Genomic DNA, 25,687 nt, shown 5'->3' on the forward strand with positions numbered 1-25,687 from the left:
GGTTGAGTCCGATCATTTGCCGACCCGCCGGTAACCGGAAGAGTACGAGGCAAGGTGCAGGCGACGGCCGCGAACCGGTCGTCGCCTTTCGTGTTGCTCGTGAGTTGTGAGGTTTGCCGGTTTTGTTCACTCGCATCGCCATCGTGAATCGGGGAGAGGCCGCGATGCGGCTGATCCATGCCGTCCGGGAGCGGAACGCCGAGGGCGGGCCACGGATGGAGACCGTCGCCTTCTACACCGACGCCGACCGCACAGCGACCTTCGTGCGGGAGGCCGACCATGCCTACCTGCTCGGCCCCGCCTCGGCGCGCCCGTACCTCGACCTCGCCGCGCTCGAACGCGCGCTGGTCGAGACCAGGGCCGACGCCGCGTGGGTCGGCTGGGGCTTCGTGGCCGAGGATCCGGCGTTCGCGGAGCTGTGCGAGCGGCTCGGGGTGACCTTCGTCGGGCCGAGCGCGGAGGCGATGCGCAAGCTGGGCGACAAGATCGGCGCGAAGCTCATCGCGGAGGAGGTCGGCGTCCCGGTGGCGCCGTGGAGCCGCGGCGCGGTCGAGAACCTCGACGCCGCGCTGCTGGCCGCCAAGGAGATCGGCTACCCGCTGATGCTCAAGGCGACCGCGGGCGGCGGGGGCCGGGGCATCCGCGTGATCACCTCCGACGAGGAGCTGGCCGACGCCTACGAACGCACCAGCCAGGAGGCGGCCCGCGCGTTCGGCAGCGGCGTCGTGTTCCTGGAGCGGCTGGTGACCGGCGCGCGGCACGTCGAGGTGCAGGTGATCGCCGACGGCCAGGGCACCGCGTGGGCGCTCGGCGTCCGCGACTGCTCGGTGCAGCGGCGCAACCAGAAGGTGATCGAGGAGTCCGCGTCGCCGCTGCTGAGCGAGGAGCAGACCCGCGAGCTGAAAGCCTCGGCCGAGCGCCTCGCCGTCGCGGTGGGCTACCGCGGCGCGGCCACCGTCGAGTTCCTCTACCACCCCGGCCAGAAGCTGTTCGCCTTCCTCGAGGTGAACACGCGCCTGCAGGTGGAGCACCCCATCACCGAGGCCACCACCGGCATGGACCTCGTGAAGGCACAGCTGCACGTCGCCTCGGGCGGAACCCTCACCGGGGAGATCCCGCGCGAGCTCGGCCACGCCGTCGAGGCCAGGCTCAACGCCGAGGACCCCGACCGCGACTTCGCGCCCGCGCCCGGCAGGATCGCCCTGCTCGGTCTGCCCGCGGGCCCCGGTATCCGCGTCGACACCGGCGTCAGCGAGGGTGACACGATCCCCGCCGACTTCGACTCGATGATCGCCAAGATCATCGCCTACGGCCGCACTCGCGACGAGGCGCTGGCCCGGCTGCGCCGGGCCGTCTCCGAGACCACCGTGCTCATCGAGGGCGGCGCCACCAACAAGAGCTTTCTGCTCGACCTGCTCGACCAGCCCGAGGTGATCGACGCCAGCGCAGACACCGGCTGGATCGACCGCGTGCGCGGCGAGGGACGGCTCGTGTCGTGCCGGCATTCCGGCGTCGCGCTCGCCGCGGCCGCGATCGAGGCGTACGAGGACGAGGAACGTGCCGAGCTGCAGCGGCTGCTGTCCACCGCGTACGGCGGCCGTCCGCAGGTCCAGCACGAGAGCGGCAGGCCCATCGACCTCAAGCTGCGCGGCGCCGGCTACCGCGTGAGCGTCGCGAGGACGGGCCCCCGCCGGTTCCGCGTCGGCATCGACGGCGGCGCGGACGTGCGGCCCGTCGACGTCGAGATCGACCGGTTCGACGCGCGCTCGGGCCAGCTCGTGGTGAACGGGCGGCGTTTCCGCTTCGTCACCGGCATCCACGGCCCGATCCACCTCGTCGAGGTGGAGGGTGTCACCCACCGCATCAGCCGCGACGAGGGCGGCGTCGTGCGCTCGCCCGCGCCCGCGCTGGTGGTGGCGACGCCCGTCGAGGTGGGCGCCGAGGTGGAGGCCGGTGCCCCCGTGCTCGTGCTGGAGAGCATGAAGATGGAGACGGTGCTGCGCGCGCCGTTCCGCGCGACGCTCAAGGAGCGGCCCGTCTCGGTGGGCAGCCAGGTCGAGACCGGCGCGGCCCTGCTGCGCCTGGAGCCGCTCGCCGACGACGCCGCCGAGGAGAGCGCGGAGGCCGCCCCGGGAGCGGACCTCGAGCTGCCGCCGGAGCCGCGCGACGTGACCGCGCGGCAGCGCGTGGAGCGCGGCCTGACCGACCTGCGCAGCCTGCTGCTCGGCTACGACGTCGACCCGCACGACCAGGGCCGCGTGCTGTCGGACTACCTCGCCGCCCGCGCGGAGCTGGCGGCCTCGGGCGAGCGGCCGGTCGGCGGCGAGGTGGAGCTGCTGCGCGTCTTCGCCGACCTCTCCGAGCTGACCCGCAACCGGCCCGCCGGTGAGGAGGACCGCGCCGACACCCGCGTGCACAGCGCTCGCGAGTTCTTCCACACCTACCTGCAGAGCCTCGACGTGGAGCGGGCCGGGCTCTCCGAGACGTTCCAGAACCGGCTCTCCCGCGTGCTCACGTACTACGGTGTGACCGACCTGGAGCGCACCCCGGAGCTGGAGGACGCCGTCTTCCGGATCTTCCTCGCGCAGCAGCGGGCCGCCTCCGACGTCGTGGTGGTGACCACGCTGCTGCAGCAGTGGCTCACCGAGCCCGCGCCGGGCAACTCCGTGCGCGAGGCGGTGGGCCAGGTGCTGGAGCACCTCATCGTCGCCACGCAGCTGCGGTTCCCCGTGGTGGGCGACCTCGCGCGCAGCCTCGTGTTCCGCTGGGCCGCCCAGCCGATGCTGCGCCGCAACCGCGCCGAGATCTACACACGCGTCCGCGCCCACCTGCGGTATCTGGACGCCCACCCGGCCGCGCCCGACCGCGAGGAGCGCATCGCGGAGATGGTCGCGAGCCCCGAGCCGCTGGTGCGCATGCTCGGGCAGCGGATCGGCAGGACCGGCACGGACCTCGCTCCGCTGCTGGAGGTGCTGAGCCGCCGCTACTACCACAGCCGGAACCTGCAGGACGTGCGCGACGTGCGGGTGGCGGGCCGGTCGTGCGTCACCGCCGAGTACGACCTCGACGGCAGCAGGCTGCGGCTCGTGGCCACCGCCGCGGACTTCGGCGAGCTGACCGGCGCGCTGCGGGCGGTCGCCGAGGTGGCGGGCGGGGCCGAGGCGCCCGCCGCGCTCGTGGCCGACGTCTACCTCACCTGGGCCGACCAGCCCGACGACGTCGACGCGATGTCGGCGCGGCTGCGCGAGGTGCTCGCCGGGGTGCCGCTGCCGGGCCAGGTCCGGCGGATCACCACGAGCGTCGCCGGGCGCAGCGGCGCCGCCATGCACCACCATTTCACGTTCCGGCCGTCGGCGGCGGGGCTCACGGAGGAGCGGCTCATCCGGGGCCTGCACCCGCTCATCGCGCAGCGCCTGCAGCTCAAACGCTGGCAGAACTTCGACCTCACGCGGCTGCCGTCGGCGGACGAGGAGGTGCACCTGTTCCGCTGCGTCGCCCCGCAGAACCCGTCCGACGAGCGGCTCGTCGCGATGGCGCAGGTGCGTGACCTCACGCCGCTGCGCGACTCGGAGGGCCGCATCCTCGCCCTGCCGGCCGTGGAGGGCACGCTCGACGCCTGCCTCGACGCGATCAGGAACGTGCAGGCGCGGCGGCCCGCGAAGAAGCGGTTCGACACCAACCGCGTGTTGCTCTACGTGTGGCCGCCGAGCGAGCTGACGATGGACGAGCTCAAGGCCATCGCCCGGCGTGTCCTGCCGACCACCGCGGGCGCGGGCCTGGAGGAGGTGCTCTTCCTCGGCAGGCAGCGCGACCCGGAGTCGGGCGAGCTGACCGACATCGCGGTGCGGATCTCCTACCACGTCGGCTCCGGGGTGCGGGTGCGCGTCACCGACCCGCCGACGGAGCTGATCCAGCCGCTCGACGACTACGGCCAGAAGGTGCTGCGCGCGCGCCGTCGCGACACGGTGTACCCGTACGAGCTCACCGACCTGCTCGCCGGGCCGGAGGGCACGTTCACCGAGCACGACCTCGACGACAAGGGCGAGCTCGTGCCCGTTGACCGGCCGAAGGGGCAGAACAAGGCCGGGATCGTGGCCGGGGTGGTGAGCACGCCGACGGCGCGGCACCCCGAGGGCGTCACGCGCGTGGTGCTGCTCGGCGACCCGACCAAGGCGCTCGGCGCGCTGTCCGAGCCCGAGTGCGCGCGGGTGATCGGCGCACTCGACCTCGCCGAGCGGATGCGGGTGCCGGTCGAGTGGTTCGCCCTGTCGGCCGGCGCGCGGATCGCGATGAACTCCGGCACCGAGAACATGGACTGGGTCGCGGCGGCGCTCAAGCGCATCGTCCACTTCACCCAGGACGGCGGCGAGATCAACATCGTGGTGGCCGGCATCAACGTCGGCGCCCAGCCGTACTGGAACGCCGAGGCCACGATGCTCATGCACACCAAGGGAATCCTGGTGATGACGCCGGACTCCGCGATGGTGCTCACCGGCAAGCAGTCGCTGGACTTCTCGGGCGGCGTCTCGGCGGAGGACAACTTCGGCATCGGCGGCTACGACCGCGTGATGGGGCCGAACGGCCAGGCACAGTACTGGGCCGCCGACCTCGCCGGGGCGAAGGACGTGCTGATGTCGCACTACGACCACACCTACGTGGCGCCGGGCGAGAGCGGCCCGCGCAGGGCCCCGACCTCCGACCCGGTCGACCGGGACGTGTCGGACTTCCCGCACAACGTGGTCGGCAGCGACTTCACCACCGTGGGCGAGATCTTCTCCCGCGAGGCCAACCCGGACCGCAAGAAGGCGTTCGACATCCGCACCGTGATGCGCGCCGTGGCCGACCAGGACCACCCGGTGCTGGAGCGCTGGGCGGGCATGGCCGACGCGGAGACCGCTGTGGTGCAGGACGTGCATCTGGGTGGATATCCGGTGTGCCTGCTCGGGATCGAGTCGCGGTCGGTGCCGCGGCGCGGGTTCCCGCCGACCGACGGCCCCGACACCTACACCGCGGGCACGCTGTTCCCGCGCTCGTCGAAGAAGGCGGCCCGCGCGATCAACGCGGCGAGCGGCAACCGCCCGCTCGTGGTGCTGGCCAACCTGTCCGGTTTCGACGGTTCGCCGGAGTCGATGCGCAAGCTGCAGCTGGAGTACGGCGCCGAGATCGGCCGCGCGATCGTCAACTTCGACGGCCCGATCGTGTTCTGCGTGATCTCGCGTTACCACGGCGGCGCGTTCGTGGTGTTCTCCAAGGCGCTCAACCCGTCGATGACGGTGCTGGCCGTGGACGGCTCGTTCGCGTCGGTCATCGGCGGCGCGCCCGCCGCGGCCGTGGTGTTCGCGGGCGACGTCAACGCGCGCACGGCGGCCGACGAGCGCGTGCGCGAGCTCGAGGCCCGGATCGCCGAGGCGAGCGGAGGGGAGCGCGCGGAGCTGAGCACGCGGCTCGCCGACGTGCGCGCGGCGGTCCGTGCGGAGAAGCTGGGCGAGGTCGCCGCCGAGTTCGACGGCGTGCACAGCATCCGCCGCGCCGTCGAGGTGGGCTCGGTGGACGCCGTGATCCGGCCGCAGGACCTGCGCCCCGAGATCATCGCGGCCATCGAGCGGGGCCGCACGGCATGATGGGGGCATGACGACCGAGGCACCCGCGACGTTCGACGAGCTGGCCGGGCGGCTGCAGCGCAGGCTGCCCGAACTGTCTCGCTCCCACCGGCTGCTCGCCGAGCGGGTGCTGGCCGACCCCGAGGGCGTCGCGTTCATGACCGTCTCCGACCTGGCGTCGGCGGTGGGCGTGAACGAGGCCACCGTGGTGCGCTTCGCCACCGCGGTGGGCTTCAAGGGTTTTCCCGAGCTCAAGCGGGTCTGCCGGGAGCGGCTGCGTGAGCAGGCCCAGCTGCTGCGCCGGTTCGACAGCCTCGAACAGCGCGGCGACGGCGGGGGCGGCTGGCTGCCCCGGCAGGCCGCCGAGCTGGACTCGGCCAACATCGCGAGGACGTTCGCGCGGCTGGACGACGCGAGCTGGGACGCCACCGTGCGGCTGCTGGCCGAGGCACCCCGGGTGCACGTGCTCGGGCTGCGCAAGTGCCACGCCCCGGCGTACCTGCTCGGCTACCTGCTGCGGATGGTGCGGGAGGACGCCGAGACGATCACCGGGGAGGCCGGTTCGCTCACCGACAGCCTGCGCCGGGTGCGCGACGGTGATGCGTTCGTGGCGATCTCCATCCACCGCTACAGCGCCGACACCGTGCGGGCGACGGAGTGGGCGAGCAAACGCGGGGCGCGGTGCGTGGCGCTGACGGACAACGCGTCGTCGCCGCTGGTGCCCCTCGTGGAGCAGGCGTTCTTCGTCGACGCGGCGGGCCCGGCGGTGCTGCGCTCGGTGACCGCGTTCACGGCGCTGACGCAGGCGCTGGTCGCCGGGGTCGCCCAGGTGCTCGGCCACGAGGTCAGGGACACGCTGCTGCGCGACGAGGCGCTGCTGGACGAGTTCGGCGTGTACGAGCAGCGCGGCTGACGCGACCGGGCCGCCGCGGTGGTCACCGCGGCGGCCCGGTCCCTTTCCGGAAGATCAGGAGGCCGGCTGCCGCTCGGGGTCGGCGTCGCTCTCGCCGGCGAGCTCGTTGATCCGCTTCTCCTCACGGACCGAGCGGATCGCCGCCGCGAGCCCGGTCGCCCACAGCACGCCGATCGCCGTGAGCACGACCGTGGTGAGCGTGTCGCCTGCCTCGAACTCCTTGAGCAGCGTCCTGGCGTTGGTGAAGACGATCAGCCCGCCCGCCGCGGCGCCCAGGATGCGGGGCGGCAGCCTGCGGACCAGCCATGCCGCGAGGGGCGCGGCGATGATGCCACCGATCATCAGCCCGGCCACGACCGTGTAGTTCAGGTCGTGCTCGTCCGAGAGGGCGAAGAGAAAGCCGAGGCTGGCCGCCAGCGCGACGATGAACTCCGAGGTGTCGACGGAGCCGACCACCTTGCGCGGCTCGAGCCTGCCCGAGGAGAGCAGCGTGGTGGTGGCCACCGGGCCCCAGCCGCCGCCACCGCTCGCGTCCACGAACCCGGCCACCAGGCCGAGCGGCGCCAGCATGCGGGCGCCGGGTCGCCTGGTCGTGATCAGCTTGCCGAGCTTGAGGAAGGCGAACCGGATGAGCACGTAGAGGCCGAGCACGAGCAGGATCGTGGTGATCCAGACCGAGGCCGACTCCGTCGACAGGGACGTCAGCACGTAGGCACCCAGTACCGCGCCGAGCGCGCCGGGGAGCGCGAGAATACCCACCGTGCGCCAGTCGATGTTGCGGAACTTCCAGTGGGAGATCCCCGAGGCCAGCGACGTGCCCACCTCGGCGAGATGCACCGCCGCCGAGGCCACCGCGGGCACGGTGCCCGCCGCGACCAGCGTCGTGGTGGCCGTCACGCCGAACGCCATGCCGAGCGAACCGTCGACGAGCTGCGCGAGAAAACCGGCTAGTCCGAACAGCAGGAGTGTTTGCATGCAGACCTCAGCTTCGAAGGAAACCGCGAACGCTCATGGCCGCGGCGAGGGTGGGGGACGTCGTTCAGAAAACGCGGCACAATGCGGAACTGACCCGCTGCAGGTCGATGTGCCGCCGCTCGACGAGCACTGCCGATTGCCCTCCCATGCCCCGATCGTGGCAGACGTCCACGGCCTGGTCCACCATTTCTCACGATTTGAAAGGCTTATTTGCAGGGTGTTTCTTAATGCGTGAAATTAAATGATTGGTAACCCCTTGAAATTAAGTGTGGCGATCATCCCGGGTGCCGGAACCGTTTGACAGCGCGGCGGCGGACGTATTGATTTCACCCGTGAAGAAAGCGAGGTTGGGTGTGGCGAAGAGGTTGCCCGCGGCGGTCCGGGACGTGCCGGGAGCAGGCGGGGTCCGCGAGTCCAATGCCGCGGCGGTGCTGGGCGCGATCAGGACGGACGGCCCGCTCTCGCGTGCGGCCATCGCGCGGCTGACCGGGCTGAGCATGCCCACCGTGAGCCGTCAGGTCGCCGCGCTCGCGGAGCTGGAACTGCTGCGCGAGGTGCCCGGGCTCCCGGCCACGAGGGAGGTGGGCAGGCCCACGGTGCCGGTGGACCTCAACGACGACGTGATCGCCGCGTGCGGGGTGCATATCGGCATCACGACCACCACCTATGGCCTCACCAACCTGCGGGGTGGCCTGCTCGGCAGCGAGCGCATCGCGACCCCGTCGGGCGAGCCGGAGAAGGTGCTCGGCGCCATCGCCGACGAGGTCGGCGCGTTCCTGAGGAGCTGGCCCGAGCGCAAGATCATCGGCGTCGGCCTCGCCATCGGCGGGCAGGTGGACGCCGAGCACGGGCTGTTGCACCACGGCCCGCTGGGCTGGCGTGGCGTGCCGGCCCGTGCCGTGCTGGAGGGCGTGACCGGGCTGCCCGTGCACCTCGACGGCCACGTGCCGGCGATGGCCACCGCGGAGCTGCTGTTCGGCGCGGCGGGCAGGGCGCAGAGCTCGCTGTACTTCTACGCGCGCGAGATGGTCGGCGTCGCGATCGCCGTGGACGGGGTGCTGCACCGGGGGCCCGGCCAGTCCGGCAGCATCGCCCACCTGCCCGTCGGCGGCGACGTGCGCTGCGCGTGCGGCCGGACCGGCTGCCTCGAGGCGACCGTCGCCGAGCGGGCCGTGGTGGAGCGGGCCGTGCGCGCGGGCGTGATCGCCGCGCCGGACTTCGGCCTGCTGCGCGGCGCGGCCGCGGCGGGGGACCAGGACGCCGACCGGATCCTCACCGAGCGCGCTCGGGCGCTCGGGCGCGCCGTCGGCATCCTGCGCGACGTCGTCAACCCGGAGCTCGTGGTGCTCGGCGGTCAGGCCGTCACCGACGCGCCCGCCTACCTGGGGGACCTGCTCGGCGCGTTCCGCGAGACCACCGCGCTACCGGGTACCGATCTGGTCGAGGTGACCCAGTTCGGACCCGACGTGCAGGCGATGGCGGCGTGCACGGGCCTGCTGACGCAGCTGTACGACCACCCGCTGTCGATCCTCGGCGCCTGACCCCCGCGAGTCGTGCGCTCAGGCTCGCGAGTCGTGCACTCAGGACGCCGAGTCGTGCACTCCGGACGGCGAGTTGTGCGCTCAGGACGGCGAGTTGTGCATCCCGACCGGCCGGAGTGCACGACTCGCGAACCGGAACGCACGACTCGCGTGCGGGAGCGCACGACTCGCGTGCGGGAGCGCACGACTCGCGTGCTGGAGCGCACGACTCGCGTGCGGGAGTGCACGACTCGCGGCTAGAGGCCGTAGGACTTGCCGATGATGTCCCGCTGGATCTCGCTCGTCCCGCCGTACACAGTGGACACGACCGTGGACCGGAGCAGGGCCTCCATGCCGTACTCGGTGGCGTAGCCGTACCCGCCGAGCATCTGCATGCCGTCCAGCGCCATCGCCTTGGCGAACTCGGTCGCCTTGAGCTTCGCCATGGACGCCTCCCTCGGGAACAGCGTGCCGGGGTCGGCGTCGATCCGGTCCGCCACGTCGTGCACGAGCAGGCTCGTGCACTCCAGCTCCGTCGCGTGGTCGGCGAGCCGGTGCCGCAGCGCCTGGAAGGTACCGACCGGGCGGCCGAACTGCTCCCGCTGCTTGACGTACGCCACCGTGTCGTCGAACGCCCTGCGCGCGGTGCCGAGCATCACGGCGGCGAGGATCATCCGCTCGGTGTTGAGCCCGGCCATCAGCTGTGGCCACGCCCTGCCCTCCACCCCGACAACGGCGTCCTCCGGAAGCCGGCAGTCGGTGAAGTAGAGGTCGTTGACCTCCCGGCCGCCCATCGTGTCGATGCCGCGGATTTCCAGACCCTCGGAGCCGGCGGGGACGGAGAACATCGTCAGCCCCTCGTGCTTGCCTCCCTCCGTGGACGTCCGCGCCACGAGCAGGATGTGCTCGGCGAGGTGGGCGTTGGAGCACCACGTCTTCTGGCCGTTGACCACCCAGCCGCCCTCGCGCTTCTCGGCCCGGCACGTCAGCGCGCCCACGTCGGAGCCCGCCCCGGGCTCCGACATCGAGATCGACAGCACCTCGCCGTTCAGGAAGTCGGTGAGCACACGCCGTTTCTGCTCGTCGCTGCCGAACTTCTCGTACGCCGCCGCCGCGATCACCGACGTGGCGAACCCGCCGATCGGCGCCTGGTGGCAGGCCGTGGTCTCGAGGAACAGCACCAGGTCGCGCATGCCGCGTCCCGCGCCGCCGTAGGACTCCGGCACGGCGATGCCGAGCCAGCCGAGGCCGGCCATCTTGCGGTACAGCGCGTCGTCGTGGGGCCGCCGGAGCTCGCCGGTCACCTCGCGACGGCAGAACTCGCCGACGGCGTCGACGAGGTCGCGCTGGTCCTGGGTCAGGGTGCTGGTCACTGTGCTGTCTTTCCTTCCGTCGCGTACAGGGACTCGATGTCGGCGGCGTAGCGGTCGGCGATGACGCGCCGCTTGAGCTTCAGCGTCGGGGTCAGCTCGCCGGTCTCCGGCGTCCACGGCTTCGCGAGCACGTGGTAGCGCTTCACCTGCTCCGGCCGGGACAGCACCTCGTTGGCGCCGTCCACGGCGCGTTGCAGCTCCTCCCGCACCGTGGGGTGGCCGGCCAGTTCGCCGAGGTCCGTGGTCTCGAGGCCGCGTGCCTTCGCCCACGCGGGCGCGGCCTCCTCGTCGAGCACCAGCAGCGCCGTCACGTACGGCCGCTGGTCGCCGATCGCGGCCGCGTAGCCCACCAGCGGGTGCGCGCGCAGCAGGCCCTCGGCCCTGCTGGGGGCGATGTTCTTGCCGCTGGAGGTGATGATCAGCTCCTTCTTGCGGTCGGTGATCCGCAGGAAGCCGTCCTCGTCGACGGTGCCGATGTCGCCGGTGGCGAGCCAGCCGTCGGCGTCGGTCGCGCGCTCGATGGTGCCGTCGGCGGAGAGGTAGCCCTCGAACACGAGCGGGCCGCGGACCTCGATCTCACCGTCCTCGGCCAGCCGCAGCTCCATGCCCGGCATCGGCATGCCCACGGTGCCCGCCCGGTACTTGTCGACGAACGTCGACGTCGCGGCACCCGTGGTCTCCGAAAGGCCCCACACCTCCATGATCGTGATGCCGAGGCTGCCGAAGAACTCCAGCACCGACGCGGGAATCGGCGCGGCGCCGCTGCCGAAGCGGGTCGCCTGGTCGAGCCCGAGCTGCTCGCGCAGCGGCCGCAGCACCGCGCCGTCCGCCTGCTCGAACGCGGCGGCGACCTCGGCGGGCGGCTCGCTGCCGTCGGCGCGGATCTCGTACACGCGCGCCGCCACCTCGCGGGCCTTGTCGATCGGCGCGCGGTGCTCCTCCGGAAGGGAGCCGAGGATGCCCTGGATCCCGGCGGCCATCTTCTCCCACACCCTCGGCACGCCGAAGAAGCCGTGCGGCCGCACGGCTTTCAGCGTGGGCAGCAGCTGTGTCTGCTCAGGACAGACGGTGACGTGTGCCGCGCTGAACACCGGCAGGTACATGCCGAGCACGCGCTCGGCGATGTGGGCCAGCGGCAGGTAGGCCACCAGCCGGGGGTTCGGCTCCACCGGGTTGAGCAGCTCCTGCGCCGCGCTCTGGTAGAGGACGTTGCTGTGGCTCAGCACCACGCCCTTGGGGGTGCCGGTGGTTCCCGACGTGTAGATCATCGTCACCGGGTCGGCGGCCCGGACGGCGCCGGTCCAGCGCTCCAGCTCGGCCGGGTCCCGGCGGTGTAGCTCGGCGCCGCCGCTCATGAGGTCGTCCCAGGCGACGAACCGGGCGTCGCCCTCGGGGATCGCGGTGGCGTCGAGCACCACCACGGCGCGCAGCGCTGGCAGCGTGCCGAGCACCGGGCCCCACCGGTGCAGCTGGGCGGCGCCCTCCAGCACGATCACGGTCGCCGCGCTGTGGGTCGCGACGTGGCGGACCTGCTCGGTGCTCAGGGTCGCGTAGGTCGTGCACGGCAGGGCGCCGAGGTGCACGGCGGCGAAGTCGGCGATCCAGTGCTCCGGCCGGGCGGAGACGTCGATGAGCATGCGGTCGCCGTGCCGCAGCCCTGCCGCCTTGAGCCCGTGGGCGGCGGAGGCCACGGCCTCGCGCAGCTCCGCCCAGCTGAGCGTCGTGCCGTCGCCGGTCAGCGCCGGCGCCGGGCCGTGGGCCTCGGCGTTGCGGCGGATCAGGGACGGGACCGTCCAGGTCCCGGCGCTCTCGCGCACGTCGGATGCGGTGGTCATGATCGGTGCTCCTCTCACAGCAGCTTGACGTCGTCGACGAGCCAGCGATCGTCCTGGTGCAGCAGGGTCAGCTGCATGCGGTTGCGGTCGATGCGTGGCTGCGGGCTGTTGGTGTTGGTGATGGTCTGGTCCACGAAGAGCACCACGACGGCGCGGTCGCTGTCGGCCTCGACGACGCCCGCCGCCAGCACCGCTCCCTTGGAGACGGCCTCGTGCTGCTTGATCAGCTCGGTGAGGTTGCGGCTCACCTGCTGGTACTGCTCGCCGAACTTCCCCGTGGCGCCCGCCTCGACGGCGCTGAAGTTGCCCTCGAGGTTCTTGAAGTCGTACGACGAGAGATCCGTGGCGTAGCGCTTCGCCGCGGCGAGCGCCTCGGTGCGCGCGGTCTCGGTGGCCTGGTGTGCCACGAACCGGGCGCCGAGGTAGCCGCCCGCGCCGAGCATTGCCGCGACGGCGAGCACGGCCAGCAGCGACCTCGGCCGCCACCGCCGCGTTCGCGGCTCGGGTGGTTCCTCCTCGGCGGGCGGGGTGCCGTCGGTGGCGACGGCCTCGTCCTCGTCCTCGTCCTCGGGCTTCTCGTCCACTGTGGACCGAGGCTTCGGGGAGGGCTTCCGGTCGGCGATGGTGATGCGCATCATTGGACTCCTTGCAACAGGATCGAGGACCAGGACCGGGGGCCGAGCACGGAGGTCTGCCCGCCGGTGGCGCCGAGCTGGAACGGCATCTCCCGCCCGGACACGGCGTCGTAGGCGGGGACCGGGGCCGGTGTCCCGCCGGGGCGTGGCGCGTTGAGCGAGCCACGCTGCTGGAGGTCGTTCCCGGGCACGCAGTTCCACGTGAGCACCGGGTCGCGCGGCGCGATGGCGGTGGGTGGGCGGCGCGGCGTGTCGTTGTAGCACACCGGTCCCTGTGTGCCGACGAGGTAGAAGTTCGCGGTGTCGCCCTCGACGATGCCGCCCAGTTCCCGGAACGCCCGCGGCATCGAGGTGAGCAGCTGCTCCACGGCGGGCGCCCGCATGCCCACGAGCTGCGTGGTGCTGACGAGGTTGCCGAGCAGCGTGGCGAGCGCGGGCTCGTTCTCCCGCATGAGGGCCACCACCTGGCGCGTGGGCTCCGGGACGTCGTGCAGCAGCGTGCGGATCGCGGGCTCGTTGCCGCGCAGGGTGCCGGTGAGCGACCGCAGTGCCGAGGTCAGCTCGCGCAGCCTGCCGCCGCCGGCGGTGCCGGCGAGCAGCCTGCCGTTGTCGATGATCCGCTGGAGCTGCGGCATCCGCTCGTCGGCGAGCCGCAGCAGCTCGCGGACGTTGTCCATCGTGCGGGTCAGCTCGGGCGCGGCGCCGCTCAGGCCGGTGGCGAGCGCCTCGCCGACCACGGCCACGTCGTCGGCCGGCAGCGTGTCGGCGAGCGCCATGAAGTCCTCGAGCAGGGTCTCCAGCGGCAGCGGCCTGCGGGTGTGCTCGCCCTCGATGACGGCGCCGTCGGCAAGGTAGGGCGGGTTGTCGTGCACCGGCCTCAGGTCGACCCGCAGGATCGCGAGCGGGCTGTCCATCGTGACCACGGCGGTCGCGTCGGCCGGGATGCGGCTGTCCGGATCCACCGACAGCGCCACCTCCACGCCGGTGCCGTTCTCCGCGATCCGGACGTCGGCGACCTCGCCGACGCCCACGCCGCGGTAGGTGACCTGGGAGCCGATCGTCGCGCCGCCCGTGTCGGGCATCCGCACCGTGACGGTGAGCGGATCACGCAGGGCGGCCGGGCCCAGCACGCTCGTGGCGACGTAGTAGCTGCACGCCAGGCCGATCACGGCGAACAGGGCGAGCTGGACGACGGCGAGACGGTTCACCGGGCACCGCCTTCCAGCAGGGCGCGCAGGTCGCCGACCACCGGCTGGGACGCGCCGCCGAAGTCGGGGTTGAGGATCTCCGCGATGGTCAGCGGCACCTCCAGGGTGCCGTCGAGCATGAGGTAGTCGCCGGGGGTGGCGTCCTGCAGCAGCACGGCGAAGTTCTGCAGGCTCGTCAGCGTGGGGCCGAGCCCGCCCTCCAGGGAGGCGAGGTTGTCGAGCACGGGCCTCAGCTCGGCGAGCTGACCGGTGAACGCCGAGCCGGTCTCGTCGAGCAGGCCCTGCGCGGCGGTGCCCAGCGAGGCGACGTTGCCCAGCAGCGCGGTGAACCGTTCGCGTTCGGCCAGCAGCGCCCGCACCGCAGGCCGGATCTCGGTGAGCGCCGCCTCCAGCGTGGGCCGGCTGTCGGCCAGCTGCCCTGACAGCGCGTGCATCGAGTCGATCACGCTGATCAGCTCGCCGCTGCGGGCGTCGAGCGAGCCCAGCACCGTGTCGAGCTCGGCGAGCAGGCCGCGGACCTTCCCCGCACGGCCGCCGAGCATGGTGTTGGCCTCCGTGACGATCGTGCGGACCTGGTCGATTCCGGAGCCGCTGAGCAGCGTGCCCACCACGGCGAGGGTGCTCTCCACGTCGGGGCCGCGGGAGGTGCGCTCCAGCGGGATCGCCGGGCGCTCCTCCAGCGTCGGCCCTTCCCGCCGCCGTGGCGGTTCGAGGGCCACGAACTCCTCACCGAGCGCGGAGGTCAGCTCCAGCCTCGCGCGCGTGCTCGCGGGAAGCTCCACATCGGACTGGATGTCGAGCTCGACGATCGCGTGGTAGTCCCCGGTGCGGATCTCCGCGACCCGGCCGACCGTGGCCTGACCGATCCGCACCGTGCCGCCGACCGGCAGGCCGGCGGCGTCGGGGAATTCCGCGGTGACGCGGTACACCGGGCCCTCGGCGCCGGAGAGGCCCGCCGCGTTCTGCAGGCTGAACCCGCAGCCCGCCGCGAGCGCGGCGGTGGCGAGCACGGGCAGCACCACGAGGCGTCTCACCGGCCACCTCCGTTCAGCGCGGCGTCGAGCCCCAGCGCGTCCGGCACCCTCGGCGGGAACGGGACCGGGTTGTAGAGGCCCGCGCCGGAGCACAGCGGGATCGGGATCCGCTCGCACAGCCGCGCGGTGGCGGGGAACTGGCTGAGGTTGGTGGAGATGTCGAGCCGGATCCGCAGCCGCTGGTCGTCGGTCACCGCGCGGCTGAAGTTGTCGAGTGCGAGCGGCAGCGTGTCGATGGTCTCGGCGAGCTCCTGCTGGTGTGCCACGAGGTTGGTGCTCAGGTCGGTCAGCTGGGACAGGTCGCCGGTGAGCTGGTCGCCGTGCTCGTCGAGCAGCCTGCCGAACGTGCCGAGCGCGCGGGAGAGCTGGTCGATCGACTGGGTCACCGCGTCCTGCTGCTCGGCGAAGTCGCCCGCGGCCTGCGACACCGTGGTGGTCAAGGTGTCCACTGTGGAGCGGTGGTCGGTGAGCAGTCGCACGAGCCGGTCGACGTTGTCCAGCACGGCGCCGATGTCGCCGGTGCCGCCCGCGAGCAGGTCGGTGGCCTGGGTGATGTCGGTGACGGCGTCGCGCAGGGCCTGCCCGTTGCCGCCGAGTGAGTCCGCCGCGCTGCTCAGCAGCGCGCCCACGCCGCCCTCGGCGTTGGCTCCGGTGGGTCCGAGCGCGGTGAGCAGCTCGTGCAGCGAAGCCGTCAGCTGGTCCCACTGCACGGGCGCGTGCGTGCGCCGGACCGGGATCACCGCGCCGTCGGGGAGTGTGGGCCCGCCGGTGTGGGCGGGGGAGAGTTCGACGAACCGGTCGCTGATCACGGCCGGGCTCATGATGTAGGCGTGCGCGCCGCGCGGGATCCGCGTGTCCGAGGGCAGGCTCATCGTCACGCGCACCGTGGCCCCGCGGGGCTCGACCGCCTCGACGGTGCCGACGGGGACACCGAGCACGGCGACGCGGCTGCCCGCGAAGATGCCGCTCGCCGAAGGGAAGTCGGCGGAGATCCGCAGCTGCGGCTCCGGCCGGAGGAGCGTGTACCAGCCCGCGGCCGCGGCGAGCGCCACGGCGAGCGCGATCGACACGATGCGGGAGAGCGGGCGGGATGGGCTGGTCACCGGCATCCCTCCAGCAGTCCGGCGAGGCACAGCAGGTTGTCCGGGATCGGCCCGGCCGGCCCGGCGACGTCGCCCCACGGCCCATTGCCGGTGGCGTTGGCGAGGTAGCGGCTGCCCGGCCCGAGCAGGCGCAGCACCTCGCTGATCGCGGCGTCGCCGCGCGCGAGCGTGTCGGTGACGGTGTGCGGGTCGTTCAGCAGCGGGCCGAGCAGCGGCTCGTTCTCGCGCAGCAGCTCGTCGAGGGCCGAGGTGAGCGTGCCGACGTCGGTGATCAGCTGCCGGATCACCGTGCGGCGCGAGTTCAGCGTTCTCGCCACCAGCTCGGCGTCGCCGAGCATCGTGACCAGGGTGTCGCGCTGGTCGAGCAGTTCGGTGGTGAGCGTCCGCACGCCGCCCAGCAGGTCGCGGAACTGGCCGTTGCGGTCGCCGACGATCTCGGTCGCGCGGCTGACGCCGTCGAGTGCCTGGCCCAGTAGCTCCCCGTCCGGCGCCTTGTCCTGCAACGTCGCGATCATGGTGCGCAACTGTTCGGTGTCGAGCTGCTCGGTGGTGCGCACGGCATCGGTGCCGAGATCGTCGAGGCTGTAGGGCACCTGGGTGCGGTGCAGTGGGATCGTGCCGTCCGCGAGCGTGCCGGACCCGCCTGGCTGGACGGCAAGGTAGCGCGTGCCGAGCACGGTCGCGAGCTTCACCGCGGCCGTGGTGGTCTCGCCGAGCGGCTGGCCGTTGTCGAGGCGGAACTCCACGCGCACCCGGTCGCCCGCGAGCTCGACGCCCGTGACCCGGCCCGCCGGAACGCCCGCGACGTGCACCTGGTCGCCCTCGGTGAGCCCGGCCGCGTTGGCGAACTCGGCGGTGTAGGCGCCGGTGGACGCCTGGAACGTCAGCCTCGGCACGAGGATCGCGACGCCGACGAGCACCACGAGCGCCAGCGCTCCGGCGGCGCCGCCGAACGCGGGGTCGCGCCGGGAGAGGAGTCGGCTCATCGGCACACCTCCGAATGGGGTCCGATGCCGAGGTCGAGCGGGGCACCGCCGATGATGTCGATGCCGAGGTTGCAGACGTAGACGTTGACCCACGAGCCGTAGTCGAGGGTCCGGCCCAGCGTGCCCAGGAAGTCGGGCATGCCCCGCAGCAGCGTCTCGAAGCGTTCCTGGTTGGCGACGAGCTCGCCGCTCACGGTCTTGAGTGCCCGCACGTCCCCGCTCAGGTGCGGCTTGAGGTCGCCGAGCAGGCGCGTGAGGGAGCCGGCGAGCGCGGAGCCGCCGTCGAGCGCGGCGGCGATCTGCTCGCGGCTGTCCGCGGCGTACGACGTCAGGTCGGCGAGGCTCGTGACGAGCCCGCGCAGGTCGTCGCGGTGGCCGTTCATCGTGTCCAAGGCCGCGGTCAGGTTGGTCATGACCTCGCCGAGCACCTCGTCGCGGCTCTCGAGCGTTCCGGTCAGCGAGATCACCGTGCTGAGCAGCCCGTCGATCGACGTGGTCTCGCCCTGGAAGACGGCGACGATCTCCCCGGCGAGCTGGTTGACCTGGCCGGGGTCGATCGCGTCGAACAGCGGCTTGAAGCCGTTGAACAGCGCGGTCAGGTCGAGGGCGGGCCGGGTCCGCTCCACCGGGATCGTCGCGCCGGGCTCCAGTTCGCCCTGCCCGTCGGTGAGCGCGAGGTAGCGGGAACCGAGCAGGTCGGCGTAGCGGATCACGGCCTGCCCGTTCGCGGCGACCCGCTGGTCGGCCCGCACCTCGAACGTCACGTGGGCCCGCCCGTCGCGCAGCTCGAGCCCGGTGACCTTGCCGACGCGGACCCCGGCGACGTTCACCCGCGAACCCGGGTTCAGCCCCTGCGCGTCGGCGAACACGGCGTGATAGGTCACCGTGTCGCCGGTGAGCGGGTCGGTGAGCGTGTTGATCACGAGCACCGCCGAGAGCACGCACACGGCGACGAACGCGGTGAGCTTGGCGAGGGTGGCGCGCACGCTCACGGGACCACCACCCGCGAGCCGCGCAGCAGCGGGCCGAGCAGCAACGTGAGCAGGCCGGGCGGCTGGTTCTCCGCCGTCTGCTCCGGCAGCAGCGGCGCCAGCCGCGCGACGGTCCGCTGCTCCTGCGGGCTGCCCACGGGGCCCGCGAGCCCGCCCGGCGCGGGTGCCCGCTGCCCGGACCGTGCGGGCACGGGATCGCCGCAGTTGGGGCCGTCCAGGCCGGGATAGCGGGGGCAGTCGCGCGCGGTGTAGGGGTACGGCTGGTCGAACGTCAGCGCCGCGCTGATCTTGAACCGGCCCGTCGAGAACACGCGTTCGGCGCCCTGGAGGAAGAAACCGGCCGCGTCGAGGGCCTCCTCGACGGCGGTGGGGTGCCTGCCGAGGACGTCGGTGAGCGGTCGCGTGCTGTGCGCGAGCCGGATGACGCGGTCGGCGTTGCCGACGAGCATCCGCTCGGACTGCGCGGTGAGGTCGATCCCGGCGGCGAGCACCTCGCCGAGCGACCGTCGCTCGGCCACCACGGTCCGCGACAGCGCGACGGCGTCGTCGAGGGAACGCATCAGGTCCGGTGCGCTGGCCGAGAGGTCGCGGCTCAGCTCGGCGACGGTGGTGAGATCCTCGCCGAGCGAGTCGATCACCGGCCGGGCCGCGCCGGCGAGCTCCGCGGCGTCGTCGATCATGGTGCCGAGCTCGGCACCCCGGCCGCGCAGCGTGTCGGCCACGGCCGTCAGCGCGGCCTGCAGCTCGGCCGGGCGCAGCGCGGTGATCAGCTCGTAGAGGCGTGCGTAGGCGTCGTAGAGCTGCACGGTGCGGCCCGAGGTGTCGGCGGTCAGCACGGCACCCGCGGCGAGGCTGCCCTCCGGCTCGGCGCCCTCCGGCACGGCGAGGTCGATGTACTGGTCGCCGAAGAGTGTCCTGGGCAGCAGCCGCACCTGGACGTTGGCGGGAACGCGGCCGAGCAGCGCGGGATCCAGGTCCAGGCTCAGGCTCGCGCCGCGGAGGTCGCCGTCGACAGCGGCGAGCCTGCCGACCGTGACGCCCCGGAACTGCACGGGCGAGTCCTCGCGGAGGGGACCCGCCGACGCCGGAAGGGCTGCGGTGACGGCGGTGCCGCCGCCGGACGAGCCCTCGCCGGTGGCGACGAGGGCGACGGAGCCCGTCACGAGCGCGACGGCGACGGCGAGCCCGCGCAGCGCGAGCGAGGCCCTGCTGGTCTCCCGCGCCACGACTACGTCCCCAGCCCCGGCAGGGTGGGCCTCGGCCCCCAGAACGCGAGCGTCAGCACGACGTCCAGCACCGTCACGGCGACGATGCTCGTGCGCAGCGCCCGGCCCGCCGCCTTGCCGACGCCCTCGGGACCGCCGCCGGCGTAGTAGCCGTATCCACAGTGGACCAAAGTGATGATCATCGCGAAGATCACGGCCTTGAGCAGCGAGTACAGGACGTCGGTCGGCGTCAGCACCAGGTGGAAGTAGTAGTCGTAGGTGCCGCTGGACTGGCCCTTGACGTTGACCACGGCGAGGTTGGTCGCCGCGTACGAGGCGAACAGGCCCACCAGGTACAGCGGGATCACCGACAGGAACGCCGCGGCCATGCGCGTGCTCACGAGGAACGGCAGCGAGGGCACGGCCATGGTCTCCAGCGCGTCGATCTCGTCGGAGATCCGCATGGCGCCGAGCTGCGCGGTGAACCCGGTGCCCACCTTCGCGGCGAGCGCGATGCTCGCCACCACGGGCGCGATCTCGCGGGTGTTGATGAGCGCGGACATCAGGCCGGTCATGGGGGAGAGGCCGATGAGGTCGAGCCCGCGGTAGCCCTCGAGGCCGATCTGCGTGCTCGCCACGGCCGACATCGCGAAGACGACGCCGATGGTCCCGCCCCCGGCGAGCAGCGACGCCGAGCCGAAGCTGATCTCGCCGACGTGCCGGATGACGTGGCGCCAGTACCGCCGCAGCGCGGTGGGCACATGCAGCAGGACCCTGGCGTAGAACGTCGAGTGCAGGCCGAGCGCGGCGAACGCGCCGACCACCGGTCCGGCCGCGCGCGCGGGAAAGCCGCCGAGGATGCCAGCCGCCATCAGTACGCCCCGCGCGCGGGCACGATCGCCGAGTACAGCTCGGTGAGCACGGTGTTGGCGACGAACACGAGGATGAACGCCAGCACCACCGCCTCGTTCACCGCGTCGCCGACGCCACTCGGGCCGCCCTTGGCGGTGAGCCCCTTGAAGCACGCCACGAGGGCGGCGACGATCCCGAACGACACGGCCTTGAGCTCGGCGACGACGAAGTCCTCCAGCCGGGAGAACTGGGTCAGGCTCGCGAGGAAGCTGCCCGGCGAGTCGCCGAGCACGGTCACCTGGAACGCGAAGCTCGCGGTGATCCCGACGGCCATGACGAGGCACGCCAGGAGTGCGGTCACGAGGATCGCCGCGAGCACCCTGGGCACCACGAACCGCTCCACGGCGGGGATGCCCATCACCTCCATCGCGTCGACCTCCTCGCGGATCTTGCGGGCGCCGAGGTCGGCGCACATCGCGGAGCCGCCGACGCCGGAGATCATGAGCGCGCAGATGAGCGGGGAGGCCTGCGCTACGATCACGAACGCCACCACCGCGCCGCCGTAGCCCTCGGCGCCGAGCTGGCCCGCCATCGAGCCGACGTTGAGCGCCACCACCACCCCGAGCGGGATCGTCACGAGCAGGGACGGGACGGTGGTGACGGACGCGAGGAACCACGCCTGCTCCAGCACCTCACGCCAGGCGAGCCTGCGCCGGGCGAGGACGGTGCCGAGTGTGGAGAACGTGCGCACGGAGAAGTTCAGCAGCATGCCGGCCTGCGTGAACGCGTCGCCGAGCGCCGTGCGGGACGGCGGCGCCTCGAAGCTCATCACGCCGCCCGAGCGGGCCTCGGTGAACCGGCATTCGCACGCTCCCGCCTGCGGGCGCGCAGCACGACACCGTAGGCGAGCGGGGCGAGCCGCAGTGGTTCCGGCGTTTTGCGGTGCACCGCTCGCACCGCGCGCGCGAAGCGTTCCAGCCTGCGCTGGTCGCGCTCGGTCCACGGCAGGCCGAGCCGTTCGCGCAACACGGGCGGCAGTGTGCCCACCGTGGTCATCCGCACCAGCCTGCCCGAGGGCACCGCCACGACCTTCCACAGTGGATCCGGCAGCAGCGGCCACGGCTTCTTCGGGTCGGTGAGCGCGGCCAGCACGTCCTCGGTGCTCCGGTTGGCCTCCAGCCTCGTGTGCACCATCTCGTCGAAATGCGCCTGCGCCGCCTTCCAGCTGGGGGCGAGGTGGTGGTCCTTGATCCCGAGCGCGAGCCCGACGGCGCGGAACTCGCGCCACATCCGCTCCAGCTCGGCGCCGGTGAAGGGCTCGCCGAACCAGGCGGCGGTGTCCACCATGTACTTCGCGAGCGTGAGGTGCACCCACGCGTAGGCCTCGGGGTCGAGCGCGTGGTAGCGCCTGCCCTCGGAGTCGACGCCCTTGATGGTCTTGTGCAGCGCGAGCAGCCTGCGGCCCTCGGCGTGGGCGCCCTGGCCCATGCCGTACACGAAGCGGATGGTGGACAGGTGCGTGCGCCACGCCCGCACCCACGGCTGCTCCTTGAACTCGGAGTGGTCGAGCACGCCCGCGCCCACCACCGGATGCGCCACCTGCAGCAGCAGGCCGGTGCCGGCCAGGAAGATCCCCGGCGCGGCCGCGAAGCGTTCCCACGTCACCGAGCCGGGCCCGGGCAGCTCGCCCGCTCCGGTCAGGGCGTCGTCGTCCATGACTGGCCTCCGTGCTGGCACCGTTGCGAATCCCGATTAACCTAGCCGTCTGACACGGGTCGTTGTCAAGTCTTGCTCGATCCGCCCGGGTACAGTCGAATCATTAGCCAGTACAACGGTTGTGCGAGTCGGAGGTCACGCGATGAAGCAGTCGGAGCCCGCGCCCGCGGCGCCGACCCGGAGCCGGACCGACCGCAAATCCCAGCTCGCCACGATCGCCGCGAACCTGTTCTGCGAACGCGGCTACCACGCCGTCGGCCTCGGGGACATCGCGACCGAGGCGGGCATCACGGGCCCGGCGATCTACAAGCACTTCCGGAACAAGCAGGCGATCCTGGCCTACGCGGCGAACGACCTCGCCTCGGCGCTCGAGGGTGTGCTGGCCGGGGTTCCCCCATCCGGCCCGCCGTGGGAACGGCTCGACCGGGTGGTCCGCGCGCTCAGCGCCGTCGTGGTCGAACGGCGCCGGGGAGTGCAGCTCTACCAGTGGGAGCGCCGCTATCTCGACGCCGACGACCACGCGCGGTTCACCGCGACGATCACCTCGCTCGTCGGCACGATCGCCGACCTGCTCGGCGAGGCCCGGCCCCGGCTGCCCGCCGCCGACCGCACCACGCTGGCGACCGCGGCGTGCAGTGCGATCGCGAGCCTGTCCACCCACCGCACGCAGGTCTCCCCGAGGGTCGCCGCTGCCGGGCTGCGCGGGATCGCACTGGGCGTGCTCGCCACCGGGCTCCCGCCCCGGCTCGCCGTCGCCGGGAACGGCGACCGGCCGGGTGCGGCGGCGATCGGCGACTTCGTGTCCCGCCGCGAGCGGCTGCTGGTGTCGGCGCTGCGCCCGTTCCGTAAGCGCGGGTTCCACGCCGTGACGATGGAGGACATCGGCGCCGCCGCCGGCATCGGCGGGTCCAGCGTGTACCGGCACTTCCCCAGCAAGGGCGACCTCCTCGCCGCCGTCTACTACCGGGCGGCCGACCGCCTCGCCGTGGCCACGAGCACCGCGATCGAGGGGGCGACGGACCCGGGGGAGGCGCTGCGCAGGCTGGTGGACGCCTACATCGAGTTCTCCTATCTGGACAGTGACCTCGCGGCGGTCTACCTGTCGGAGTACGGGAACCTCCCCGCCGACGACCGGCACGCGCTGCGGAAGGTGCAGCGCGAGCACGTCGAGCAGTGGGTGCGGCTCGTGGTGGCCGTGCGGGAGGACACGCGCACCAGCTACGCGCGGCTCGCGGTGCACGCGGCGCTCAACATCGTCCACGACCTCTCGATGGCCCGGCGCCGGCACACCGACGCCGACCAGATCAAGCACCTGGTGTTCGCGGCACTCGCCAGCTAGCCGCCGTGCCCGCGGAGCCCCTCTGGACCGCAGTGAAGGCCACCATGCCTGCGCCCACCCGTCTCCCACCACCACCCAAACGGAGGCGCTCCGCGCCGCTGTGCCTGATTCCACGCAGTGAAGGTGGCCTTCACTGCGGAGGGGTGCCGCTAGGGGCGGCCGCCGAAGAGCAGGGCCGCCGTGTTCCGGAAGAGGTCCTCGGGGGCGCGCCCGGCCGCGAGGCGGCGAAGGTTGTCGCCTCGCCACAGGGTCGCGAAGCCGTGGGCGAGTGACCACGCGGCGATCGTGGCGAGCCCGGTGTCGTCACCCCTCCGCCCGGCGGGCATCGCGGCGACGCCGTCGCGCAGCACCCGGCCCGTGCGGTCCTGCGCGGCCACGAGCTCGGGCGCGTCGCGGTGGTGCAGGTCAGGCCGGAACATCACCTCGAAATGCGCGGGATGGTCCAGCGCGAAGCGGACATAGCACACCCCCAGCTCCTCCAGCCGGGCCGAGCCGGTGCCGAGCACCTCGCCGAACGCCGCCGCGAGCAGCTCGTGCCCCTCGACGGCCAGCGCGGTGAGCAGGCCCGCCTTGTCCTTGAAGTGATGCGCGGGCGCGGCGTGGGAGACGCCGGCGCGGCGGGCGAGGTCGCGCAGGCTGAGCGCGCCGGGGCCGTCTTCGGCGATCACCTCGATGGCGGCGTCGAGGACGGCACGGCGCAGGTCGCCGTGGTGGTACGAGCGGGGTGCGGCCATGCGGGCATCCTACGACGGGTCTAGTCGTTGACAAGTTGAGCACCTTCCGGAAAACCAGCCAGTGTCAAGAGTTGCCGGAGGAGTGCACATGAACGTGGAGCACGGGCGGTGACCTCGGCGTGCTACAGCTTCAGCCCGGCGATGGTGAGCCGCTCTGTGCCCGCCGCGTGGCCGCGCCGGAGGCGGTGCTGACGGCCCGGATCGGCGGGGTCGACCGGGCGCTGCGCGGCCTCCTGCGCGAGCACCTCGGCTCTCCGGAGCTGGCCGAGGCGGCCGCTCGCCCGGCGCGCGGCCGAGGCCGCGGACACCGCGGGCAGGCCCCTCGCGGCGGCCAACGCCGGCCTGCCGTGGCCGGACCAGCCGCACCTGGTGCTGTGGCACGTCGCGGCGCTGCTCACGGCCGGTCTGGACCTGGGTGAGGCGCTCGTGTCCTTCGCCGCCGTGGGCGCGGCGCGCGAGGAGGTGTTCGCGAGCCGCGGCTGGTCCGAGCGGGCCTGGGCGGCGGCGCGGGAGCGGCTGGCCGCCCGCGGCGGGGCCGACGGCAGCGGCGAGGCGACCGCGGTGGGCCGCGAGGGACGCGCGCAGGTCGAACGGCTCACCGACCGGCTGGCCGTGCCGCCCTGGCGAGCGATGGGCCCCCTGCGGACCGGCTGGCCGGCCCGGTGCTGCCGCTGACGATGGCCGTGGTGCGCTCGGGGCTGCTGCCCCAGCAGAGCACGCTCGGCCTCGGCGACGACCCGGGGTGTGCGGCCTAGCAGAGGGGCGGGCTCGCGTTCGCGGGATCGAGCGCGTTCTCCACGAGGCGCAGCGCGGCCGGGTCGTAGGAGATCCCGACGTGCTCGGTGAGCCTGCCCGGGCAGAAGTCCTGCAGGGTCTGGTTGGTGACGTTCGGCGCCGGGGCGAGGAACGAGGACGTGTACGGCGTCACCACCTCGTCGAAGACGGTCGCGATCACAGTGTGGTCCACGGCAGGGTCGGTCTCGCCGTTGGCGTTCAGCTCCGTGAGGAAGTCCGAGCCCGCGAACTGCTGGCGGCACGCGGCGCACAGCAGGTTGACGAGGTCGGCGGGGATCACGTTCAGCAGGTTGCTCAGCCCGAACAGCGTGGTGCCGTGGTTGGACGGCGTGAGCGCCACGAGCGAGGCGACCTCGGTGGCGCCACCGAGGTTCTCGATGTAGTAGCGCGGCATCAGGCCGCCCTGCGAGTGGCCGACGAGGTCGACCTTCCCGGCGCCCGTCGCGGCGAGGACGTCGTCGACGAACGCGGCGAGCCGGGCGGCGGAGGCGGGAATGTCCCCGGTCCCCTGGATCGGGTTTCCGGGAAGGCCGCCGTAGTTCAGCGCGAAAACGCAATAGCCCTGCTCGGCGAGCCGGGGCGACAGTGCCGCCCAGTTGTTGTAGCGGTTCTCGAAGGTTCCGTGCACCAGCACCACGGGATTCGGGTGTTCCGGTCCTGGTCGGCACGAGAAATCGTTGGCACCTGGCGGAGTCGCCGTCGGATGGGCGAGCGAATAGGCGAGCGCGGAGACGAAGTTGTTCTGGGCCGGGGCTTCTGCTTGTGTTGCCGCCTGGGCGGTTCCGGCCCCCAAAGCGGTGACGGTGCCCAGGGCGAGTGCGGCGAGTGCGCGGGCGAGCAGCGGTCTTCTCGTCATTGAGCTTCCTCGTTTT

The 25,687-nt window shown here is 72.7% G+C and carries 21 protein-coding genes and 1 pseudogene; 5 read left to right on the top strand and 17 right to left on the bottom strand.

Features of this window, described 5'->3' with window-relative positions; all coding sequences use genetic code 11:
• The first annotated feature begins 122 nt into the window (after positions 1–122).
• Complete coding sequence (locus BA062_RS08430) at positions 123–5,621, top strand: ATP-binding protein (RefSeq protein ID WP_110335504.1); 5,499 nt, start codon at positions 123–125, stop codon at positions 5,619–5,621.
• 7 nt (positions 5,622–5,628) lie between these two features.
• A complete protein-coding gene (locus BA062_RS08435; RefSeq protein ID WP_110335505.1) occupies positions 5,629–6,513 on the top strand; it encodes a MurR/RpiR family transcriptional regulator in 885 nt (294 codons plus the stop codon).
• A 54-nt stretch (positions 6,514–6,567) separates the two neighbouring features.
• Here the strand turns inward: BA062_RS08435 and BA062_RS08440 are convergent, their stop codons facing one another.
• Both BA062_RS08440 and BA062_RS41290 read right to left on the bottom strand, forming a co-directional pair.
• The gene (locus BA062_RS08440; RefSeq protein WP_110335506.1) at positions 6,568–7,488 is read right to left on the bottom strand and encodes a sulfite exporter TauE/SafE family protein; all 921 of its coding nucleotides are present in this window, start codon (positions 7,486–7,488) and stop codon (positions 6,568–6,570) included.
• 64 nt (positions 7,489–7,552) lie between these two features.
• Entirely contained in the window at positions 7,553–7,675 is a 123-nt protein-coding gene (locus BA062_RS41290; protein WP_391357827.1) for a putative leader peptide, read from the bottom strand.
• Between the two features lie 166 nt (positions 7,676–7,841).
• Here BA062_RS41290 and BA062_RS08445 point away from each other — a divergent pair, with 166 nt between their 5' ends.
• Positions 7,842–9,029: an ROK family transcriptional regulator gene (locus BA062_RS08445; protein ID WP_110335507.1), complete on the top strand. Its 1,188-nt coding sequence runs from the start codon at positions 7,842–7,844 to the stop codon at positions 9,027–9,029.
• Between the two features lie 236 nt (positions 9,030–9,265).
• Here the strand turns inward: BA062_RS08445 and BA062_RS08455 are convergent, their stop codons facing one another.
• The 12 genes from BA062_RS08455 to BA062_RS08510 are packed head-to-tail and all read right to left on the bottom strand — an operon-like array spanning position 9,266 to position 21,947.
• Entirely contained in the window at positions 9,266–10,381 is a 1,116-nt protein-coding gene (locus tag BA062_RS08455) for an acyl-CoA dehydrogenase family protein (RefSeq protein ID WP_110335508.1), read from the bottom strand.
• A complete protein-coding gene (locus BA062_RS08460) occupies positions 10,378–12,216 on the bottom strand; it encodes an AMP-dependent synthetase/ligase (protein ID WP_110335509.1) in 1,839 nt (612 codons plus the stop codon). The genes BA062_RS08455 and BA062_RS08460 overlap by 4 nt, the downstream gene beginning before the upstream one ends.
• Positions 12,217–12,230: 14 nt before the next feature.
• A complete protein-coding gene (locus BA062_RS08465; protein WP_110335510.1) occupies positions 12,231–12,851 on the bottom strand; it encodes a hypothetical protein in 621 nt (206 codons plus the stop codon).
• A complete protein-coding gene (locus BA062_RS08470; protein WP_110335511.1) occupies positions 12,851–14,059 on the bottom strand; it encodes an MlaD family protein in 1,209 nt (402 codons plus the stop codon). The genes BA062_RS08465 and BA062_RS08470 overlap by 1 nt, the downstream gene beginning before the upstream one ends.
• Complete coding sequence (locus BA062_RS08475; RefSeq protein WP_110335512.1) at positions 14,056–15,093, bottom strand: MCE family protein; 1,038 nt, start codon at positions 15,091–15,093, stop codon at positions 14,056–14,058. The genes BA062_RS08470 and BA062_RS08475 overlap by 4 nt, the downstream gene beginning before the upstream one ends.
• Positions 15,090–16,202, bottom strand: a complete 1,113-nt coding sequence (locus tag BA062_RS08480; protein ID WP_110335513.1) for an MCE family protein — start codon at positions 16,200–16,202, stop codon at positions 15,090–15,092. The genes BA062_RS08475 and BA062_RS08480 overlap by 4 nt, the downstream gene beginning before the upstream one ends.
• Positions 16,193–17,182, bottom strand: a complete 990-nt coding sequence (locus BA062_RS08485; protein ID WP_110335514.1) for an MCE family protein — start codon at positions 17,180–17,182, stop codon at positions 16,193–16,195. Before BA062_RS08485 ends, BA062_RS08480 begins: the two co-directional genes overlap by 10 nt.
• On the bottom strand, positions 17,179–18,174 hold the full coding sequence (locus BA062_RS08490) for an MCE family protein (RefSeq protein WP_110335515.1): 996 nt from the start codon (positions 18,172–18,174) through the stop codon (positions 17,179–17,181). Before BA062_RS08490 ends, BA062_RS08485 begins: the two co-directional genes overlap by 4 nt.
• The gene (locus tag BA062_RS08495) at positions 18,171–19,400 is read right to left on the bottom strand and encodes an MCE family protein (RefSeq protein ID WP_110335516.1); all 1,230 of its coding nucleotides are present in this window, start codon (positions 19,398–19,400) and stop codon (positions 18,171–18,173) included. The genes BA062_RS08490 and BA062_RS08495 overlap by 4 nt, the downstream gene beginning before the upstream one ends.
• Before the next feature lie 2 nt (positions 19,401–19,402).
• Complete coding sequence (locus tag BA062_RS08500) at positions 19,403–20,251, bottom strand: MlaE family ABC transporter permease (RefSeq protein ID WP_110335517.1); 849 nt, start codon at positions 20,249–20,251, stop codon at positions 19,403–19,405.
• Entirely contained in the window at positions 20,251–21,060 is an 810-nt protein-coding gene (locus tag BA062_RS08505; RefSeq protein ID WP_110335518.1) for an MlaE family ABC transporter permease, read from the bottom strand. The genes BA062_RS08500 and BA062_RS08505 overlap by 1 nt, the downstream gene beginning before the upstream one ends.
• Positions 21,060–21,947, bottom strand: a complete 888-nt coding sequence (locus BA062_RS08510) for an oxygenase MpaB family protein (RefSeq protein WP_110335519.1) — start codon at positions 21,945–21,947, stop codon at positions 21,060–21,062. The genes BA062_RS08505 and BA062_RS08510 overlap by 1 nt, the downstream gene beginning before the upstream one ends.
• Positions 21,948–22,089: 142 nt before the next feature.
• Here BA062_RS08510 and BA062_RS08515 point away from each other — a divergent pair, with 142 nt between their 5' ends.
• Complete coding sequence (locus BA062_RS08515) at positions 22,090–23,286, top strand: TetR/AcrR family transcriptional regulator (RefSeq protein ID WP_110335520.1); 1,197 nt, start codon at positions 22,090–22,092, stop codon at positions 23,284–23,286.
• 149 nt (positions 23,287–23,435) lie between these two features.
• Here the strand turns inward: BA062_RS08515 and BA062_RS08520 are convergent, their stop codons facing one another.
• Entirely contained in the window at positions 23,436–24,020 is a 585-nt protein-coding gene (locus BA062_RS08520) for a TetR/AcrR family transcriptional regulator (RefSeq protein ID WP_110335521.1), read from the bottom strand.
• 122 nt (positions 24,021–24,142) lie between these two features.
• Positions 24,143–24,355, bottom strand: coding sequence for a hypothetical protein (locus BA062_RS08525; RefSeq protein ID WP_110335522.1), 213 nt, complete (start codon positions 24,353–24,355; stop codon positions 24,143–24,145).
• 1 nt (position 24,356) lies between these two features.
• Here BA062_RS08525 and BA062_RS08530 point away from each other — a divergent pair.
• Positions 24,357–24,695: pseudogene (locus BA062_RS08530) on the top strand (helix-turn-helix domain-containing protein); the annotation flags it as partial.
• A gap of 76 nt (positions 24,696–24,771) precedes the next feature.
• Here the strand turns inward: BA062_RS08530 and BA062_RS08535 are convergent.
• The gene (locus BA062_RS08535) at positions 24,772–25,671 is read right to left on the bottom strand and encodes an esterase/lipase family protein (RefSeq protein ID WP_110335524.1); all 900 of its coding nucleotides are present in this window, start codon (positions 25,669–25,671) and stop codon (positions 24,772–24,774) included.
• Between the last annotated feature and the right edge of the window lie 16 nt (positions 25,672–25,687).

Origin of the sequence: Prauserella flavalba (genome assembly GCF_003202235.1) — a bacterium.
Classification (GTDB): Bacteria; Actinomycetota; Actinomycetes; order Mycobacteriales; family Pseudonocardiaceae; genus Prauserella_A; species Prauserella_A flavalba.

Bases quoted from the DNA above. Each gene is read 5' to 3' on its own strand.
- BA062_RS08435 (WP_110335505.1), top strand. From the start codon at position 5,629: ATGACGACCGAGGCACCCGCGACGTTCGACGAGCTGGCCGGGCGGCTG.
- BA062_RS08440 (WP_110335506.1), bottom strand. From the start codon at position 7,488: ATGCAAACACTCCTGCTGTTCGGACTAGCCGGTTTTCTCGCGCAGCTC.
- BA062_RS41290 (WP_391357827.1), bottom strand. From the start codon at position 7,675: ATGGTGGACCAGGCCGTGGACGTCTGCCACGATCGGGGCATGGGAGGG.
- BA062_RS08460 (WP_110335509.1), bottom strand. From the start codon at position 12,216: ATGACCACCGCATCCGACGTGCGCGAGAGCGCCGGGACCTGGACGGTC.
- BA062_RS08465 (WP_110335510.1), bottom strand. From the start codon at position 12,851: ATGCGCATCACCATCGCCGACCGGAAGCCCTCCCCGAAGCCTCGGTCC.
- BA062_RS08480 (WP_110335513.1), bottom strand. From the start codon at position 16,202: ATGCCGGTGACCAGCCCATCCCGCCCGCTCTCCCGCATCGTGTCGATC.
- BA062_RS08485 (WP_110335514.1), bottom strand. From the start codon at position 17,182: ATGAGCCGACTCCTCTCCCGGCGCGACCCCGCGTTCGGCGGCGCCGCC.
- BA062_RS08500 (WP_110335517.1), bottom strand. From the start codon at position 20,251: ATGGCGGCTGGCATCCTCGGCGGCTTTCCCGCGCGCGCGGCCGGACCG.
- BA062_RS08505 (WP_110335518.1), bottom strand. From the start codon at position 21,060: ATGAGCTTCGAGGCGCCGCCGTCCCGCACGGCGCTCGGCGACGCGTTC.
- BA062_RS08510 (WP_110335519.1), bottom strand. From the start codon at position 21,947: ATGGACGACGACGCCCTGACCGGAGCGGGCGAGCTGCCCGGGCCCGGC.
- BA062_RS08515 (WP_110335520.1), top strand. From the start codon at position 22,090: ATGAAGCAGTCGGAGCCCGCGCCCGCGGCGCCGACCCGGAGCCGGACC.
- BA062_RS08520 (WP_110335521.1), bottom strand. From the start codon at position 24,020: ATGGCCGCACCCCGCTCGTACCACCACGGCGACCTGCGCCGTGCCGTC.
- BA062_RS08535 (WP_110335524.1), bottom strand. From the start codon at position 25,671: ATGACGAGAAGACCGCTGCTCGCCCGCGCACTCGCCGCACTCGCCCTG.